Source organism: Sphingopyxis sp. BE235 (assembly GCF_031457175.1).
GTDB lineage: Bacteria > Pseudomonadota > Alphaproteobacteria > Sphingomonadales > Sphingomonadaceae > Sphingopyxis.
Genome location: NZ_JAVDWC010000002.1, coordinates 101479 through 119603 on the forward strand (window position 1 = coordinate 101479; position 18125 = coordinate 119603).

Consider the following 18125-nt stretch of genomic DNA (forward strand, 5'->3'; position numbering starts at 1 on the left):
CCGGGGGGCAGACACAGCCGGCATAATTTAGCGGTTTCTTTTCCGGTTTTTGGTTATCTGGGCGCATGACCCGGTCGCTGCCCCCCAGAGTCGAAGCGATCTTTTGGCTCCTGCTGACCGCAACGGGATATTTCCTGCTGGCCAGCCTGTCGCTGTATGCGACCAAGGGAGCAGACAATATCGCTGCGGTGTGGCCGCCCAGCGGCTATTTCCTTGCCCTTCTCCTCCTCATGCCCGCGCGCTGGCGGTTCGCGTCCTTCACTGGCATGGCGGCGTCCAGCATGGCCGCAAACATGCTCGGTGGCACGGCGTTCGCGATGTCGGCCGCCTTCGTTCTCGCCAATGGTGTCGAGGCCGCCGTCGCGCTGTGGCTGTTGCGTCGGCGCGAACCCGGCGAACTATCCTTTACGGCGCCGCGCGATGTTGTGCGTTTCTGCGGCGCTGCGCTGGCTGCAAGTTTCGTTGGCGCGGGCATAGCGACACTGTCCGCCGGCACCGGCTTCGATTTTTTCCTGTCCTGGCTGACGACGGTCGCGCTCGGCATATTGATCGTCACCCCGCCGATTGTCATGCTCGCACGGCTTATCGTGTCGAATGCGTTCAGCAATGCGCCGGCCGGCATGAAAACCGAAGCGACGGCGATATTGACGGGCGCCGCCGCAATCACGGCTATCTGCTTTTCGCAATCGCAGTTTCCGGTCAATTTCCTGCCCTATGTGGCGGTCATTGTCGCATCCTACCGCCTCGGGCCGTTCGGCGCCGCCGCCGGCATATTGATTGTCACGATCATCGCTTCGTTGCTGACGGCGCAGGGTTTTGGCCCGATCGCGGCCATCGACGGTGAGCCGAAGGTCAAGATATTCTTCCTGCAATTCTACCTGCTGTCGATGCTGGTCGTCGCGCTGCCGCTCGCCGCGTTGCTCGTCGTGCAGCGGCGGCTTTCGAGGCGGCTCGAGCAGAGCAACCGCTGGCTGCTCCAGGCCGAGGCCGCGGCGCTGGTCGGGCATTGGCGCGTCGACCTGGTCCATTGGACGATCACATGGTCGGATCAGAGCTATCGCATACACGGACTGGAACCCGGCATACCGGTCGACGTCGACTATAGCGTCAAACAATATGTGGCCGAGGACCGGTTGGCGGTGCGCAAGATTTTGGCGGAGGCCGTGCGGACCGGCCAGCCTTTCGAATTTCAGGGACGGATATTGCGCGCCGACGGCAAGATCAGGCACGTCAAATCGCACGGCTCGATTGAAACGGGCCGGGGCGGCAAGGCGGCCGCTATTTTCGGCACCGTCCAGGACGTGACGGAAACGGTCGAAAATGCCCGCATTCTCGAGGCAGCGCGCAGCGCGGCCGAACGCGTCGCCAATACCGACATGCTCACCGGACTGCCCAATCGCCGCCACACGCTGGCGTCGCTCGAAAAGGCGCTCGCCGGCGCGCGCGACCATGGTGCGCCGCTTGCGGTCGCGATTTTCGATATCGACCATTTCAAGCGGATCAACGACGCGCACGGTCATGCCGTCGGCGACGATGTGATCCGCCGCGTCGCCCAGCGCGCCAAGGCGGCGCTTCGCGACGCGGACATGCTCGGCCGCATCGGCGGCGAGGAGTTCGTCTGCATCCTCCAGCGTTCGAGCGCGCAAGCTGCCGAAATCGTCGCCGAGCGCGTCCGCAAGGCGGTCGAGGCCGGAACCGCTGCCGAAGACGACCTCCCGAACGCGACGATCAGCGTCGGCTTGGCGGTCTATGACGGCGAAGCCGACGTCGAGGAACTGCTGCACCGTGCCGACAAGGCGCTCTATGTCGCCAAGCGCGAAGGGCGGAACCGGCTGCGCAGCGCGGCCTAGTATCGGGTTTCGAGCGAAGGAGCTGTTCCCCCGCACCGTTTGTCGGCGAAGGCTGTTCGCGGCTGCCGAAATCAGGGCAAAATCCTTTGGAGATTCCAGCACTTCCTTGCTAGGCGCGTTCCATCCAAAATGCGGGGGCGGGATGTTAAATTACAGAGCTTTTCGGACGATTGCGGCTGTCTCAATCGTCGCTATGGTTTCAGGATGCGGAGGGGGTGGAAGCTCGAGCGGCGGGGGGGCTGTCACAGTCCCACCGACGCCCACCCCCACTCCGACACCAACTCCTACTCCCACGCCCACGCCAACCGGCTCGGTTTTCTCAGTGGGGGCCGGCGCAGCGATCATTGGTACTGTGACGTTCGATTCCAACAAGAATGGCGTATTTGGCGACGTTATCCCGTCCGGTGATACCGTGTTCAGGGACGTGTATGTGTACTCTAACACATCCGGCCAGTTCGGTCCGGTGACGATCGACGGTAACGACGGCAAGGAAGTGACGGTGAACCCGACCGACGCAATGCGAGCCGTCGGCGTCGACATGCTCAGCGGATACTATCTCGCGTATCTCTCTGCTCCGAAAGGCGCGACCAACCTGTCTCCCGTCACGACGTTGCTCCGGTCCATCGACGATGATTTGGTGGCAGCGAACACCGGCCTGGGCCTGAGCGCTCGCGAGATATCGAGCTTTGCAGCAGTCGCCGCGATGTCGAGCAACAATGCCGACACCGCAGCGCTCGGGAGACGGGTCACAGCGTATAATCTCAAGCTTTCCGCCTTGGCTCCGCTGAGCCGACCATCTGATCAGGGCGTGCAACCCGATTCCAGCATTATTTTTGACACCTTTCAGGCAACAATCGGCGAACAGTTCCGATCGGGGAGGGTGGATCTGAATAACGCATCGGCGATCCGCTCGCTTCTCGAGCATATGCCTCTGACGACGAGGTTCGCTTCCCCGGATGCCCGTCGTGCCATTGCAGATCTCCTTGCGAGATATGGTTCCGCAGTAGACCAGTATTTGACCGAACCGCGGCGTGCAGCCGACGTTCAGCATGGTTATCGGCTTGTGGTGCTGCCCACGATCCTCGACGTCATCATGGGGCGCAATTCAACCGCCGATGCGGATTCAATTACAATTGAGTCGATGCTGACCTCGTTTCGCGAGTTCGCGGAGATCCCCGCCCCGAAAATCGAGACGCGGCCATATTCCTATTTGCCGGTATTGGTCTTGCACAGTCTTGTGGCTGTTACCGACTTGCGATCGATCGACCGCATCGCGTTAAGTGGAATTGTTACTCTTCGTGCGGATTGCTCGCTGGGCAATGGCAATAATTCCCCGCCCTTTTGCAATGATAGCGGGATATCGGGCATTGGAATTGTCGGGGTCGACCGGAACGAGCTGAAGGTGACTTCGATCCGCGTACCAGACAAATTTTCAGGGCGGTTGAGCGTTTCTCTCGCGCCAAGTGGTGAAATCACGCTTCGACGGCTGAACGGGACGGTGGGGCTTGTCTGGTTCGAGTATGATGTCGCCCACACTGGCGGACTGAAGGCGACCGGACGGACGTATGTTCGACTGGGCTTATCCAACTAGGTCGGTTATTCTCCGGCAACGGAGCTGTTGGTTCGCCTGCTTGTCATCGAACGCTGGGCAGTGGAGATCGCATCATGGAATCGGACGAAGCAATGATGGCGCGGCGGATGCTGCTCACCGGCGCGATCGGGACGCTCGCTTTGATCCACGCGCCGTGGGCGATGGCGAAGCTGCCGAAGAGTGGGGTGAAGGGGCTGATCGCGGGTGCGTCCGACGGCGCGCTCGACAAGCTCGCGGAACCGGGCGCCTTTTATCGCGATACCGCAGTGCGCATCCTGCTGCCGGGTGCCGGCGGAAAACTGGCGTCGAAACTCTTTGGCATGGGCGACAAGCTGGGGCTCACGACCAATCTGACCAAAAGCCTGAACGACGCGGGCGGCAGGGCTGCGGGCGAGGCGAAGCCGGTGTTTCGCGCCGCGATCGACAATCTACGCTGGACCGACGCGCCGGGGCTGGTGACGAAAAACGATGGAGCGACGCGCTATCTGCAGACGAGCGCGGGCAGCATATTGTTCACCAAAGTGTCGCCGCTGATCGGATCGGCGCTTGAAAATGTCGGCGCCTATCGCCAGCTCGACCAGCTGTCGAAGGGCAATCAGTTGATAGCCTCGGCGGGGCTGACGCGCGACGGGCTGACGCGATCGGTGACCGAACAGGCGCTCAAAGGCATTTTTCATTATATGGCAGGCGAGGAGGCGGCGCTGCGGCGTAATCCCGCGGCGTTGTTGAAGGGGGTGTTTTAGGCGACGACGGCTAACGACCGATTGCGGACACGTTCTAATTGCCATACGACTTCGAGAACGACGTATAGGGTAATCTCAAGAGTGACTTGGCTGAAACGATACCACGATCGCCTCATATCTGAGATGGAGCGCGACCCGCCGTGGAGCGGCTACGGTAAACTGGAATGTCTATGGCCGATTTTTTTGGGCGGAGGCATCATGTTTACGTTCGAATATGCAACCGGGATCAATGTCCACAACACGTTTTGGGTTGTGCCATTTTTGCTGCCCGGTGTGGTCTGGTATCTTTACCTCACGAAACGCTTTGTGCTCACGCTCGCCCGGCAGTTGCGATCGCCGCGAGCCTAAGTTGCCTCGTCAGCTCTCCACCCCTTGCTGTCGTTCATCTCATCACTTCGCCGCGGTCCCGTTGACAGCGCGTCCACCCAATCCTATATCGCGACCTCACCCCATCGTCCGAGATAGAGCCTGACTTTGCGCAGCGGGCTGTACGGATAGGTCGGCGGGGATTTCGACAGGCGTGGAAAGCTGCGGTAAACCGGCAACGGTTGCCTGCGGCTTTTTTCGCGTCGAAGCGCTCGCGATTTTGATTTTTGACAGGCGAGACAATCACTTATGGCGACCAAGGCGAAGTCGGTGGGCAAGGCCCTCGAAGCAACCGCAAGCAAGCGAATCCGTAAGCTGTTCGGCAACATCCACGAAGCGGTGGAGATGCCCAACCTCATCGAGGTGCAGCGCGAATCCTATGAGCAGTTCCTGCGGTCCGACCCCTCGGTCGGCTATGTTTCGGGCCTCGAAAAGACGCTGCGCAGCGTTTTTCCGATCCGCGATTTTGCCGGCACCGCCGAGCTCGACTTCGTCCATTACGAACTCGAAGCGCCGAAATATGACGTCGAGGAATGCCGTCAGCGCGGCATCACCTATGCGGCGCCGATGAAGGTCACGCTGCGCCTGATCGTCTTTGAAGTCGACAGCGAAACCGACACCCGTTCGGTCCTCGATATCAAGGAGCAGGACGTCTACATGGGCGACATGCCGCTCATGACCGAGAACGGCACCTTCTTCGTCAATGGCACCGAGCGCGTCATCGTGTCGCAGATGCACCGTTCGCCGGGTGTGCTCTTCGACCATGACCGCGGCAAGACCCACTCGTCGGGCAAGTTCCTGTTCGCCGCGCGCGTGATCCCGTATCGTGGTTCGTGGCTCGACTTCGAATTCGACGCCAAGGACATCGTCAACGTGCGTATCGACCGCAAGCGCAAGCTGCCGGTCACCAGCCTGCTGTACGCGCTGGGCATGTCGGGCGAGGAAATCCTCAACCACTTCTATGATCGTCTGGTCTTCGAGCGCGCCGAAAACGGCTGGCGCGTGCCGTTCATGGTCGAAAACTGGCGCGGCGCGAAGCCCGCGTTCGACGTCGTCGATGCCAAGACCGGCGAAGTCGTCTTCGCCGCCGGTCACAAGATCAGCCCGCGCCTTGCCAACAAGGCGGCGAAGGACGGTCTCGACACGCTGCTGATCCCGACCGAGGAAATCTTCGGCCGTTACAGCGCCTATGACCTCATCAACGAGTCGACCGGCGAGATCTACATCGAAGCCGGCGACGAAGTGAGCGCCGACAATCTCGAAAAGATCGACGCTGCGGGCATCGACAAGCTCGTCCTGCTCGACATCGACCACAACAACACCGGCCCGTGGATCCGCAACACGCTGAAGGCCGACAAGGCCGAAGACCGCGACCAGGCGCTTTCGGACATCTATCGCGTCATGCGCCCCGGCGAACCGCCGACGCGCGAAACCGCGGAAGCCCTGTTCGGCGGCCTGTTCTTCGATCCCGAGCGTTACGACCTGTCGGCCGTGGGCCGCGTCAAGCTCAACATGCGCCTTGGCCTCGAAGCCGAGGACACGGTCACCACGCTGCGCAGCGACGACATCCTCGCCGTCGTCAAGGAACTGGTGAACCTGAAGGACGGCAAGGGCGAAATCGACGATATCGACAACCTCGGTAACCGTCGTGTCCGCTCGGTCGGCGAACTGCTCGAAAACCAGTATCGCGTCGGCCTGCTCCGCATGGAGCGCGCCGTGAAGGAGCGCATGAGCTCGGTCGACGTGTCGACCGTGATGCCGAACGACCTGATCAACGCGAAGCCGGCCGTGGCCGCGGTTCGTGAATTCTTCGGTTCGTCGCAGCTCTCGCAGTTCATGGACCAGACCAACCCGCTGTCCGAAGTGACGCACAAGCGCCGCGTTTCGGCGCTCGGGCCGGGCGGTCTGACGCGCGAACGCGCGGGCTTCGAAGTCCGCGACGTTCACCCGACGCACTACGGCCGTATCTGCCCGATCGAAACGCCCGAAGGCCCGAACATCGGTCTGATCAATTCGCTCGCAACCTTTGCGCGCGTGAACAAGTACGGCTTTATCGAAACCCCGTACCGCAAGATCATCGACGGCAAGGTCACGACCGACGTCGTCTATCTCTCGGCGATGGAAGAGCAGAAGCACACGGTTGCGCAGGCGAACGCCGATCTCAACCCCGACGGCAGCTTTATCGACGAACTGATCTCGGCGCGTGAAGCGGGCGAGTTCCTGATGGCCCCGCGCGATCAGATCACGCTGATGGACGTGTCGCCGAAGCAGCTGGTTTCGGTCGCGGCGTCGCTCATTCCGTTCCTGGAAAACGATGACGCCAACCGCGCGCTCATGGGATCGAACATGCAGCGTCAGGCTGTGCCGCTGATCCGGGCCGAGGCTCCGGTTGTCGGTACGGGAATGGAAGAAACCGTTGCGCGCGATTCGGGCGCAGCCATCGCGGCGCGCCGCGGCGGCGTGATCGACCAGGTCGACGCGACGCGTATCGTCATCCGTGCGACCGATATGGTCGAACCCGGCAAGTCGGGCGTCGACATCTATCGCCTGCAGAAGTTCCAGCGTTCGAACCAGAACACCTGCATCAACCAGCGTCCGCTGGTGAAGGTGGGCGAGATCGTCCGCGCGGGCGACATCATCGCCGACGGTCCGTCGACCGAACTCGGCGAACTGGCGCTCGGCAAGAATGTGCTCGTCGCGTTCATGCCGTGGAATGGCTACAACTACGAGGATAGTATCCTCATCAGCGAACGCATAGTGAAGGACGACGTCTTCACCTCGATCCACATCGAGGAATTCGAAGTCACCGCACGCGACACGCGCCTTGGGCCCGAGGACATCACGCGCGACATCCCGAACGTCGGCGAGGAAGCGCTTCGCAACCTCGACGAAGCGGGCATCGTCTACATCGGCGCCGAAGTCGGTCCGGGCGACATTCTGGCCGGCAAGATCACCCCCAAGGGTGAATCGCCGATGACGCCGGAAGAAAAGCTGCTGCGCGCGATCTTCGGTGAAAAAGCTAGCGACGTGCGCGACACCTCGCTCCGCCTGCCGCCGGGCGTGTCGGGCACGGTCGTCGAAGTCCGCGTCTTCAACCGCCACGGTATCGACAAGGACGAACGCGCGATCGCGATCGAACGCGAAGAGATCGAACGTCTGAAGCAGGACGCCGACGACGAACGCGCGATCCTCAATCGTGCGACCTTCTCGAGCCTCAAGGAACTGCTCATCGGTCAGGCGACCAGCGCAGTGCCCAAGGGTCTGAAGAAGGGCGACGTCGTCACCGAAGAGATGCTCGTCGACCTCGACCGCGCCGACTGGTGGAAGCTGGCCGTTGTCGAAGACAATGCCCAGGCCGCTCTCGAAGCGATCAAGGCGCAGTATGACGACGCGATCAAGCGGATCAGCGCGAAGTATGAAGATCGCGTCGAAAAGCTGCAGCGCGGCGACGAACTCGCCCCGGGCGTGCTCAAGATGGTCAAGGTCTTCGTCGCGGTGAAGCGCAAGCTGCAGTCGGGCGACAAGATGGCCGGCCGTCACGGCAACAAGGGCATCATCAGCCGCATCCTGCCGATCGAGGACATGCCGTTCCTCGAAGACGGGACGCACGTCGATTTCGTGCTCAACCCGCTGGGCGTGCCGTCGCGCATGAACGTCGGGCAGATTCTCGAAACGCACCTCGGTTGGGCATCGCGCGGCTTCGGTCGCACGATCACCGCGGCGCTCGAGGATTGGCGCATGGCGAACCCCGACCCCGAGGCGGGAGCCCCGCCCGAGGCGGTACGCGAAGCGCTGCTTCACGCCTATGGCGATGAATATGCGGACGAGATCAAGGCGCGTACCTCGGAAGAGGTCGTCGATCTTGCCTCGAATCTTTCGGTGGGTGTGCCCTTCGCGACCCCGGTGTTCGACGGTGCGCGCGAAGGCGACGTGTCGGCGATGCTGGAACGCGCCGGTCTCGACCGGTCGGGTCAGGTCGATCTGTACGACGGCCGCACCGGCGACCGGTTCGACCGCAAGGTGACGGTGGGATATATGTATATCCTGAAGCTGCATCACCTTGTCGACGACAAGATCCACGCGCGTTCGATCGGGCCGTACTCGCTTGTCACCCAGCAGCCGCTGGGCGGTAAGGCGCAGTTCGGTGGCCAGCGCTTCGGTGAAATGGAAGTGTGGGCGCTGCAGGCTTATGGCGCCGCGTACACGCTGCAGGAAATGCTGACGGTGAAGTCCGATGACGTGATCGGCCGCACCAAGGTCTATGAAGCGATCGTCAAGGGCGACGACACCTTCGAGGCGGGCATTCCCGAAAGCTTCAACGTGCTCGTCAAGGAAATGCGCTCGCTGGGCCTCAATGTCGAACTGTCTTCCTATGCGGAAGAAGATCCCGACAATCTCCCGGATGCCCTTCCCGAAGCCGCCGAATAATGATTTTCCTCACCCCCTTCGCCTGCGGCGAGGGGGGAAGAGTGGAGCTTAGAATATGAACCAGCTTACCAACTTCATGAACCCGGTCGCGAAGCCCGAAACCTTCGACATGATCAAGATCGGCATCGCGAGCCCCGAGCGCATCCGCTCGTGGTCGTTCGGCGAAATCAAGAAGCCCGAAACCATCAACTACCGCACGTTCAAGCCCGAGCGTGACGGCCTGTTCTGTGCGCGCATCTTTGGCCCGATCAAGGATTATGAATGCCTGTGCGGCAAGTATAAGCGCATGAAATACAAGGGCATCGTCTGCGAAAAATGCGGTGTCGAAGTCACGGTGACCAAGGTCCGCCGCGAGCGCATGGGCCATATTGAGCTCGCCGCGCCGGTCGCGCACATCTGGTTCCTGAAGTCGCTGCCGTCGCGCATCGGCCTGCTGCTCGACATGCAGCTGAAGCAGCTCGAACGCGTCCTCTATTTCGAAGCCTATATCGTTCTTGAGCCCGGCCTGACCCCGCTCGAAAAGTTCCAGCTTCTGACCGAAGACGAACTGCTCGACGCGCAGGACGAATATGGCGAAGACGCCTTCTCGGCCGGCATCGGCGCCGAGGCGATCCGCGTGCTCCTCGAAAATCTCGATCTGGAGCAGGAACGCACCGATCTGATGGAAGATCTCGCGACGACGAAGTCGGAGCTCAAGCCCAAGAAGATCATCAAGCGCCTCAAGGTCGTGGAATCGTTTATCGAATCGGGCAACCGTCCCGAGTGGATGATCCTCGAAGTCGTGCCGGTCATCCCGCCCGAACTGCGCCCGCTGGTGCCGCTCGACGGCGGCCGCTTCGCGACGTCGGATCTCAACGACCTGTATCGCCGCGTGATCAACCGCAACAACCGCCTGAAGCGCCTGATGGAGCTGCGCGCGCCGGACATCATCGTCCGCAACGAAAAGCGCATGCTGCAGGAAGCCGTCGACGCATTGTTCGACAACGGCCGCCGCGGCCGTACGATCACGGGCGCGAACAAGCGTCCGCTGAAGTCGCTGTCCGACATGCTCAAGGGCAAGCAGGGCCGCTTCCGTCAGAACCTTCTCGGCAAGCGCGTCGACTATTCGGGCCGTTCGGTCATCGTGACCGGTCCCGAACTCAAGCTGCACCAGTGCGGCCTGCCGAAGAAGATGGCGCTCGAACTGTTCAAGCCGTTCATCTACGCGCGCCTCGACGCCAAGGGTCTGTCGATGACCCTGAAACAGGCGAAGAAGTGGGTCGAAAAGGAACGCAAGGAAGTCTGGGACATCCTCGACGAAGTCATTCGCGAGCACCCGGTCCTCCTGAACCGCGCCCCGACGCTTCACCGCCTCGGCATCCAGGCGTTCGAACCCGTGCTGATCGAAGGCAAGGCGATCCAGCTTCACCCGCTGGTCTGCGCCGCGTTCAACGCCGACTTCGACGGTGACCAGATGGCCGTTCACGTCCCGCTGAGCCTCGAGGCGCAGCTGGAAGCGCGCGTGCTGATGATGTCGACCAACAACATCCTCAGCCCCGCGAACGGCAAGCCGATCATCGTTCCGTCGCAGGACATGGTTCTCGGTCTCTATTATCTCTCGATGGAGCGCGAAGGCGAGCCGGGCGAGGGCATGCTGCTCGCCGACATGGCCGAAGTGCATCAGGCGCTGTTCACCGGCGCGGTCACGCTGCACACCAAGGTGATCAGCCGCGTCCCGCAGACCGACGAGCAGGGCAATGAGTATCTCAAGCGCTTTGAGACCACGCCGGGCCGCATGCTGATCGGTGAATGCCTGCCGAAGTCGCACACTGTGCCCTTCGACGTCGTCAACCGCCTTCTGACCAAGAAGGAAATCGGCGACGTGATCGATCAGGTCTATCGTCACACCGGCCAGAAAGAGACCGTGTTGTTCGCCGACGCCATCATGGCGCTGGGCTTCCGCAACGCGTTCAAGGCGGGCATTTCCTTCGGCAAGGATGACATGATCATCCCGGAGTCGAAGGAAGGAATGGTCAACGAAACCCGCGCGTTGGTGAAGGATTTCGAGCAGCAGTATCAGGACGGCCTGATCACGCAGCAGGAAAAGTACAACAAGGCGATCGACGCCTGGTCGCAGTGCGGCGACAAGGTCGCGAACGCGATGATGGACGAAATCCGCGCCGAGCCGAAGGATCCGAAGACCGGCCGTCTGGCCCCGATCAACTCCATCTATATGATGGCGCACTCGGGTGCCCGTGGTTCGCAGGCGCAGATGAAGCAGCTCGCCGGTATGCGCGGCCTGATGGCCAAGCCGTCGGGCGAGATCATCGAAACGCCGATCATCTCGAACTTCAAGGAAGGTCTGACCGTTCTTGAATATTTCAACTCGACCCACGGTGCGCGTAAGGGTCTGGCCGATACGGCGCTCAAGACGGCGAACTCGGGTTACCTGACCCGCCGTCTGGTCGACGTGTCGCAGGACTGCGTCGTGATCGAGGAAGATTGCGGCACCGAACGCGGCATGGAAATGCGTGCGATCATCCAGGGCGGTTCGACGATCGCCTCGCTGGGCGAACGCATCCTCGGCCGTACCACGCTCGAAGACGTCGTCGACAAGGACGGCAATGTCATCGCTCCGGTGGGCACCTTGCTCGACGAACCGACGACGCAGCGGATCGAGGACGCCGAAGTCCAGTCGGTCAAGATCCGTTCGCCGCTCGTCTGCGAAGCGGTGCTGGGTGTTTGCGGAAAATGCTATGGCCGCGACCTTGCGCGCGGAACGCCGGTCAACATCGGTGAAGCTGTCGGCGTTATCGCCGCGCAGTCGATCGGTGAGCCGGGCACGCAGCTGACGATGCGTACGTTCCACATCGGTGGTGCGGCGCAGGTCAACGAGCAGTCGAACGCCGAAGCGATTTCGGACGGTACGATCGAATATCGCGACATGGCGACGATCGTCGACCAGCGCGGCCGCCGTCTGGCGCTGTCGCGTTCGGGCGAAATCGCGATCATCGACGCCGAAGGTCGCGAACGCGCGACGCACAAGCTGCCCTATGGTGCGCAGATCATGCACAAGGACGGTGAGAAGGTGAAGAAGGGCGACCGGATTGCCGAATGGGATCCGTTCACCATGCCGCTCATCACCGAAAAGCAGGGCGTCGTGAAGTATCAGGATCTGGAAGATACCAAGACCCTGATCGAACAGGTCGACGAAGCGACGGGCATCGCCCAGCGCGTCGTGATCGAATATCGCTCGGCGGGCCGCGCCAAGAAGGAAGACCTTCAGCCGCGCCTGACCTTGCTCGACGATCAGTCGGGTGAAGCGGCACGCTACCTGCTCGCGGTCGGCACGATGCTGTCGGTCGAGGACGGTCAGGAAGTGCAGGCGGGCGACGTTCTGGCGCGTGTCAGCCGCGAAGCTTCGAAGACGCGCGACATCACCGGCGGTCTGCCGCGTGTTGCCGAGCTGTTCGAAGCGCGCATTCCGAAGGACAACAGCGTTATCGCGAAGATCAGCGGCCGCATTGAATTCGTCAAGGATTACAAGGCGAAGCGCAAGATCGCGATCGTTCCGGAAGAAGGCGATTCGATCGAGTACCTCATTCCCAAGTCGAAGGTGCTGGAAGTGCAGGAAGGCGATCAGGTCAAGCGCGGCGACGCGCTGATCAGCGGTTCGCCGAACCCGCACGACATCCTCGACGTCATGGGCGTGGAAGCACTGGCCGAATATCTGGTCGCGGAAATCCAGGAAGTTTATCGACTGCAGGGCGTGAAGATCAACGACAAGCACATCGAGGTGATCGTTCGCCAGATGCTGCAGAAGGTCGAGATCACCGCTGGCGGCGACACCACGTTGCTGCCGGGCGAACAGCTCGATTATCTGGAGATGATGGAATATAACGCCAAGCTGCCGAAGAATGGCGTGCCTGCGGAGGGCCGTCCGGTTCTTCTCGGCATCACCAAGGCGTCGCTGCAGACCCGCAGCTTCGTTTCGGCGGCGTCCTTCCAGGAGACGACCCGCGTTCTCACCGAGGCTTCGGTGCAGGGCAAGATCGACTCGCTGCAGGGCCTCAAGGAAAACGTCATCGTCGGCCGCCTCATCCCGGCGGGCACCGGCGCTGCCATGAACCGCGTCCGCGTCACCGCGTCGAGCAAGGATGCCGCGCTGCGCGCCTCCATGCGCGCCGCGAACCAGGAGCATCTGATTGCGCCTGCGACCGCTGCCGAAGAGCATGCCGCCGAACTGGCGCAGGGCCCGGAAGCTGCGATCGGCGACGATCCGCTGGGTGTCGTCGAAGGCGAGACCCACGGCAGCGATGCCGATGCCGGCGATTACCTGATCAAGGACGAGGAGGCGTAAGCCTGACCCTCGTTCCCGGGTAACAGCCTGAAAAGACAAGCCCCGCCGGAGCGATCCGGTGGGGCTTTTTCTTCGGTGGCTTTGGAGCCGAGAGCGGACGGTGGGATCCTTACCCTTCGTCATCCCGGACTTGATCCGGGATCCCGCTTTTAAAAGGCGTCGGCAGACTGCGACATCAAGCGGGACCCCGGATCAAGTCCGGGGTGACGCGAGTGTTGGAGTCCGCAATCGTCGCTAGCCGACAAATAGAAAAGGGCCCACCGGGGTGGCCGGTGAGCCCTTGGTCCTGGGAATATGCGGGCCGGTGCGACTGCGTTGAAAGCGTCCGGCCCTTGGCTCTGTCCTAGGGCGCGAGGATCGCGACGGCGAGGTACAGCAGCAGAGGCAGGCCGAAGCCCAAAAGCGTCAGGGCGACAAAGCCGACGCGCGTCCACAAGACGTCGATGCCGAACTGGTCTGACATCCCGGCGCACACACCGAAAATCATCCCGTCGCGACGATTCTTGCGAAAACCCTGTTTCATTTCTTTCCTTTCGATCCCGGCCTTCGGGCCGGCGTTATTGGCGGGTTAGGGGACTGGTCAGGCGACCAGTCCACCGAAGTGCACAGCGTTCGGGCCGACAGCGGCGAGGAACATCATCGAGCAGTAAAGCGAGGCAACGGCGGCAATCGCGTAGCTCTTGAACGAGTCGACATTGAAATGGGCCATGATATTTTTCCTTCCTTGAACCTTCCATTCCGGGCCATCCGGTGGATGCCGACACTAATGCAGGGACCGTGCCAATTTCATTCATTGGCGGTTAAGCGGGGTTTTCGGGTCCGCGACAGATTATTTCGTCGCGAAAAATACGCCAAGATGGTGAAAATTCCCGCTAGTCGGAAAATATTCAAAGGAACTCCGGCTGGCGCCGGACTGGAATCGCGCGATGGGCTGGGGTAGGCGGACAGGCAGATGACACTGACCCGCCTTTCGCTGACCGATTTTCGCAATCATGCCGGCGCGGACATGGCGGCCGCCCCGGGGCTTGTCGCGCTGCACGGCGACAATGGCGCGGGCAAGACCAATATATTGGAGGCGATCTCGCTGCTCGCGCCCGGCCGCGGCCTCCGCCGTGCCGCGCTCTCCGACATGGTGCGCGACGGCGCGAACGGCGGCTTTGCCGTCTTTGCCGAGGTTCAGGCGGGTGCCGAGCTCGCGCCGGTGGCGCTGGGAACCGGGATCGAGGCCGCGCAGCCCGGGCGGCGGATCGTGCGCATCAATGGCGCGACCGCCGCCGCGACTGCGCTCGGCGACTGGCTGGCGGTCTTGTGGCTGACCCCCGCGATGGACCGGCTGTTCGTCGAGACCGCGGGCAATCGGCGGCGCTTCCTCGACCGGCTCGTGCTGGCGCTCGACCCGCGGCACGCGCAGCACAGCAACCGGTACGAGGCGGCGCTCCGCGCGCGCGGCAAACTGCTCGCCGATCCCGCGCAAGCCGACCAGCAATGGCTGACGAGCCTCGAAGCGCAGCTCGCCGAGCATGGCGCGGCGATGGATGCGGCGCGGCAGAATATGCTCGCGGGGCTATCGGCCGAACTCGCGGGCCAGCCCGACGCACCCTTCGCGCGCCCGCTATTGACGCTGGTCGACAGCGAAGGTGCCGCGCGGGCGGCGCCGCACGACGTCGAGGCGCTCAAGTCGCTCTTCGCATCCCGCCGCCGCATCGACACCGCCGCGGGGCGCGCGACCGCCGGACCGCACCGTGACGATCTCTCCGCCGTCCACGCCGCGACCGGCCGCGCCGCGGCGCGCTGTTCGACCGGCGAGCAAAAGGCGATGTTGCTTTCGCTCGTCCTCGCGCACAGCGACAGCGTCGCGCGCGCGCGTGCTCAAAGGCCCGTGCTGCTGCTCGACGAGGTCGCCGCGCACCTCGACCCGCTGCGCCGCGGCGCGCTCTACGAGCGGCTGGCGGGGCAGGGCGGGCAGGCGTGGCTGACTGGGACCGAGGCGGCGCTGTTCGACGACATGCCGGGGCCGGTGACGCGCTTCCGGATCGCGGGCGGGCGGATTGGGGCGGGTTAGCTATTGGCCCTGCGACCGTAGCCGACCGGAAGTTGCCTCCTCAATCATCGTCACCCCGGACTTGATCCGGGGTCCCGCTTGAGATCGAAGCCCGCCGATGCCTCAAAACAGCGGGATCCCGGATCAAGTCCGGGATGACGAAAAGAGGAGATCCGCTCACCCCATAGAAGTCGACTGATTCAAAGAATGTCGAGCACCAAATCCTGCGGGCGGCACAGTCTCACGCCTTTATCGGTTTCGACGATCGGGCGCTCGACATAAGCGGGGTTGGCGGCCATCGCGGCGATGATCGCTTCCTCGCTCGCGTCCTTCAATCCGCGTTCCTCGGCGTCGGTGCCGCGCAGGCGCAGCGCGTCGCGCGCGGTCAGCCCGGCGTCCTTGAACAGCTGGCGCAGCTTGTCCGCGCTGTACGGGTTTTTCAGATATTCGACGACCGTCAGCGCGACGCCGGGCGTTTCCTGAAGAATCGCCAGCGTCTTGCGCGAGGTGCCGCAAGCGGGGTTGTGCCAGATGGTCGCGTTCATGGCGCGTGTCCTAACGCAGCCTTACAGCAGCGTAAACTCGCTATTCATGGCATATATGGCACATCTTCCCGCATGAAGGGGAACCATCAGCTTGCCTTTCGCGGCCAACACACGACTTATGCAAAGTCGAGGGACCGTAAAAGGCGGCCAATGCGGGGTTGGGTTGCAAGTGAATGAATTGATCGATCGACGGGCGATGTTGGCAGCGATGGCTGGGGCGGGGGCGATGGCCGCCGTGCCCGCACGCGCACAGCTCCCCAATTGGATTCAGCAGCCGGTGGCGCCTTTGCCGCCGCCGGTCGATTATCTCGCCGTGGCGAAGAAGCAGCTCGCGATGCAGGGACGCAATATCCCGCAGAGCGACCGCGTCGGCGTCGTCGATTTCGGCCTGCCGTCATCGCGCCCGCGCTTTGCGCTGGTCGATATGATCGCGGGCAAGGTCGACATGTTCCCCGTGACGCACGGCCGCGGATCGGACCCGCAGCACGACGGCTGGCTCAAGAATTTCTCGAACCGCATGGGCTCGCTCGCGACCTCGCGCGGTGCGTACCGCACCAGCGACTATTATTGGGGCGCCAACGGATCGTCGATGCGGCTCGCGGGCCTCGAGCCCGACAATTATTCGGCCGACCAACGCGCGATCGTCGTGCACGGCGCCTGGTACGCCGACCCGGCGCTGATCGCGACGCAGGGCAAGCTGGGGCGCAGCGAGGGCTGCTTCGTGTTCGGCGAAGAGCTGCTGCCGATGATCCTCTACAAGCTCGGGCCGGGGCGCTTGCTGTTCGCCGACCGGCTGAGCGTGCCGCCGCCGATGCCCAAGCCGTTCGAACTGCCGCCCTCCGACCCGCTTCCGGGCATGGAGAATCTGCGGCGCGCGAGCTCGATCAGCGGGCCACTGCCAAAGACCGCGGACTAAGCGCTTCCACCAGCCAACCCGGCGATGCGCGCATTCGACGAACCTCTATTCAGATGGTTCGTCGATGCTCGTCGGAGCGCGGTAGCAGGATTGTCGCGAGGCCCAGCAGGGGCAGATAGGCGCAAAATTTATACACCCAGACGATGCCATAAAGGTCGGCAAGCTGGCCGAGCCCGGCCGCGCCGATCCCGCTGATCCCGAACATCAGGCCGAACATCAACCCCGACACCAGCCCGACGCGGCCCGGGACGAGTTCCTGTGCATAGACCACCAGCGCGGCGAACGCCGATGACATGATCAGGCCGATCGAAATGGCGAAGATCGTCGTCCAGAAAAGATTGGCGTGCGGCAGGATCATCGCGAAGGGCGCGACGCCGAGGAAGGACGCCCAGATCACGGCTTTGCGGCCGATGCGATCGCCCACCGGTCCGCCCGCGAAGGTCCCGACCGCGATCGCGGCGAGGAAGCAGAAGAGATAGAATTGGGACTCGCGCGCGGTCAGCTCGAAGCGTTCGATCAGGTAGAAGGTGAAATAGTTGGTGAAAGCACCGATATAGATGAACTTCGCGAACATCAGGATGCCGATCGCCGAAAGCGCACGGATGATTTCGCGGCGGCTGTGCGGCGAGGCAGGGACGGCGGCGGGCGCGCTGGCCTGCGCCCGGCTGTGCTGGACCCTCCAGCGTGTGACGCCGAAGAGCACCCAGATCGCCGCAATGGCGACGAAGGCGAGCCAGCCGACCGCGGTCTGCCCGAACGGCAGGATGATCGCCGACGCGACGATGGGGCCGAGCGCCGAGCCCGTATTGCCGCCGACCTGAAACGCCGACTGGGCGGTTCCGAAGCGGCCGCCCGACGCCATTCGCGCGACGCGCGAAGCCTCCGGGTGGAAGGTCGCCGATCCGACGCCGATGACGGCGGAGGCGAGGATCAGCGCCGAATAGCTGTCCGCCATCGCGAGACCGCCGACCCCGGCGAGCGTGACGACCATGCCGAGCGGCAGCAGATAGGGCAGCGGGCGCTTGTCGGTATAGAGACCGACCCATGGCTGGAGCAGCGAGGCGGTGACCTGATAGATCAGAGCGATCCAGCCGATCTGGCCGAAGCTCAGATGATATTTTTCCTTGAGCATCGGGTAAATCGCCGGAAGCACAGCCTGGATCAGGTCGTTCAGAAGATGCGCGAAAGCGACCGCGCCGACGATCTGCACGACGAGCCTGGGGCCATCCTGACGCGGCGCGGCGGGGGGAAGCATGTCGGGGGAGGCGGGCAGGCTGGCGGCGGAATCGGTCACGATCGGGTCTTT

General features: G+C 62.8%; 11 protein-coding genes. 7 read left to right on the forward strand and 4 right to left on the reverse strand.

The annotated features are described in order from the left end of the window. The first annotated feature begins 65 nt into the window (after positions 1-65). The 5 genes from J2X38_RS07665 to rpoC all read left to right on the forward strand — a co-directional run bounded on the left by J2X38_RS07665 (position 66) and on the right by rpoC (position 13317). On the forward strand, positions 66-1850 hold the full coding sequence (locus J2X38_RS07665; RefSeq protein ID WP_310252880.1) for a diguanylate cyclase: 1785 nt from the start codon (positions 66-68) through the stop codon (positions 1848-1850). Between the two features lie 352 nt (positions 1851-2202). Then, entirely contained in the window at positions 2203-3441 is a 1239-nt protein-coding gene (locus J2X38_RS07670; protein ID WP_310252883.1) for a hypothetical protein, read from the forward strand. A gap of 74 nt (positions 3442-3515) precedes the next feature. After that, entirely contained in the window at positions 3516-4184 is a 669-nt protein-coding gene (locus J2X38_RS07675; protein WP_310252885.1) for a DUF4197 domain-containing protein, read from the forward strand. A gap of 615 nt (positions 4185-4799) precedes the next feature. Continuing rightward, positions 4800-8978 (forward strand): DNA-directed RNA polymerase subunit beta, encoded by a 4179-nt coding sequence (rpoB, locus tag J2X38_RS07680; protein WP_310252887.1) that lies wholly within the window; start codon positions 4800-4802, stop codon positions 8976-8978. Positions 8979-9033: 55 nt separating this feature from the next. Further along, positions 9034-13317 (forward strand): DNA-directed RNA polymerase subunit beta', encoded by a 4284-nt coding sequence (gene rpoC / locus J2X38_RS07685; protein WP_058539958.1) that lies wholly within the window; start codon positions 9034-9036, stop codon positions 13315-13317. A 343-nt stretch (positions 13318-13660) separates the two neighbouring features. Here the strand turns inward: rpoC and J2X38_RS07690 are convergent, their stop codons facing one another. Continuing rightward, positions 13661-13840: a PspC domain-containing protein gene (locus tag J2X38_RS07690; RefSeq protein ID WP_039580111.1), complete on the reverse strand. Its 180-nt coding sequence runs from the start codon at positions 13838-13840 to the stop codon at positions 13661-13663. 57 nt (positions 13841-13897) lie between these two features. Continuing rightward, positions 13898-14026, reverse strand: a complete 129-nt coding sequence (locus J2X38_RS07695; protein WP_269433267.1) for a hypothetical protein — start codon at positions 14024-14026, stop codon at positions 13898-13900. 243 nt (positions 14027-14269) lie between these two features. Here J2X38_RS07695 and recF point away from each other — a divergent pair, with 243 nt between their 5' ends. Then, positions 14270-15379, forward strand: a complete 1110-nt coding sequence (gene recF, locus J2X38_RS07700; protein ID WP_310252890.1) for a DNA replication/repair protein RecF — start codon at positions 14270-14272, stop codon at positions 15377-15379. A gap of 179 nt (positions 15380-15558) precedes the next feature. Here the strand turns inward: recF and arsC are convergent, their stop codons facing one another. Continuing rightward, a complete protein-coding gene (gene arsC / locus J2X38_RS07705; protein WP_310252892.1) occupies positions 15559-15903 on the reverse strand; it encodes an arsenate reductase (glutaredoxin) in 345 nt (114 codons plus the stop codon). A gap of 226 nt (positions 15904-16129) precedes the next feature. Between arsC and J2X38_RS07710 the strand changes: the two genes are divergently transcribed. Next, positions 16130-16819, forward strand: a complete 690-nt coding sequence (locus tag J2X38_RS07710) for a murein L,D-transpeptidase catalytic domain-containing protein (RefSeq protein ID WP_310252894.1) — start codon at positions 16130-16132, stop codon at positions 16817-16819. 49 nt (positions 16820-16868) lie between these two features. Here the strand turns inward: J2X38_RS07710 and J2X38_RS07715 are convergent, their stop codons facing one another. Beyond that, positions 16869-18113 carry an MFS transporter gene (locus J2X38_RS07715; protein WP_310252896.1) on the reverse strand — a complete coding sequence of 415 codons (1245 nt, stop codon included), beginning with the start codon at positions 18111-18113 and terminating at the stop codon, positions 16869-16871. Positions 18114-18125: the final 12 nt, after the last annotated feature.